This is a genomic window from Rhodococcus sp. R1101 (genome assembly GCF_000278445.1).
Taxonomy (GTDB): domain Bacteria; phylum Actinomycetota; class Actinomycetes; order Mycobacteriales; family Mycobacteriaceae; genus Rhodococcus; species Rhodococcus gordoniae.
In genome coordinates, this window is the sequence record NZ_AJVB01000748.1 from 1 (window position 1) to 1205 (window position 1205).

The window sequence follows — 1205 nt, forward strand, 5'->3', positions numbered from 1 at the left end:
CCGGGGATCTGCTCGGCGCGGTGCTGCTCGTCGACCCGGCCACCGGCGGGCCGCGGAGCACCCCGGAGGAACGCGCCCTGGCGCTCACCACGTTGCGCAGCGGCGGTTTCGTCACCTACGAGGACGACCGGATCGACCCGGCCCAGAGCGCGCTCGTCGTCACCGGCGACCACAGCGGCAACGCCGAACGCGGCGGTAACCGCGGGTCGCTGATCGCCCGGTTCGCCGGGGTCGTCGACGGCCGCGGCGCCGGCGCGGTCCTCGCAGGCCGCACCGGGGCAGCGGAGGGCAACGGACCCATCGCGGTGGTGCGGGCCGATGCCGCGCTCGCCGCGGGCCTGTCCACGGTGGACAACCTCGACCGCGAATCGGGGCGCCTGACGACGGTCCTCGCGTTGCGCGAGCAGTTCGACGGCGGCAGCGGCCGGTACGGGACCGGTCCGAGCGCGACCGCCGTCACGGTCGGTTCCCCGGCTCGCTGAGCGTCGCCGCGGCCGTCCCGATCCGGGACGGGCCTGTGACGTCGATTGCACCGGCGGTCCGCACCCGCGAGTCGGGTACGCGCCGGCCCGCGGAGGTGTTACCGTGAAGTTCCGTGGGTCGGCAGGCCCCAGCTGTATCGCATCAGTCCAAAAGTCCTGCACCTGACGTCACGGGAGCTTCTTTGCCACAGTCACGCCACTCGCGTACCCCTACCAAGCACATCTTCGTCAGCGGGGGCGTCGCATCCTCGCTCGGCAAGGGGCTCACAGCGTCGAGCCTGGGCACTCTGCTCACCGCACGCGGCATGCGCGTGACGATGCAGAAGCTCGACCCGTACCTCAATGTCGACCCCGGCACGATGAATCCGTTCCAGCACGGCGAGGTCTTCGTCACCGAGGACGGTGCCGAGACCGACCTCGACGTCGGTCACTACGAGCGCTTCCTCGACAGGGACCTGTCCGCCGACGCCAATGTCACCACCGGCCAGGTGTACTCCACGGTCATCGCCAAGGAACGACGCGGTGAATATCTCGGCGACACCGTGCAGGTCATCCCGCACATCACCGACGAGATCAAGCGCCGCATCCTCGCCATGGCCGCCCCGGACGCCGAGGGCCAGGTCCCGGACGTGGTGATCACCGAGATCGGCGGCACCGTCGGCGACATCGAATCCCAGCCGTTCCTCGAGGCCGCCCGCCAGGTCCGGCACGAGGTCGGTCGCG

At 71.0% G+C, this 1205-nt stretch carries 2 protein-coding genes; both read left to right on the plus strand.

Annotated features, from left to right (window positions below; translation table 11 throughout):
• Positions 1-482, plus strand: a 482-nt coding sequence (locus tag R1101_RS0123840; protein ID WP_016935670.1) for a copper transporter, incomplete at its 5' end; no start/stop codon positions are given.
• A gap of 182 nt (positions 483-664) precedes the next feature.
• Positions 665-1205 (plus strand): CTP synthase (locus R1101_RS0123850; protein ID WP_081494155.1); only part of this gene is annotated, 541 nt, incomplete at its 3' end.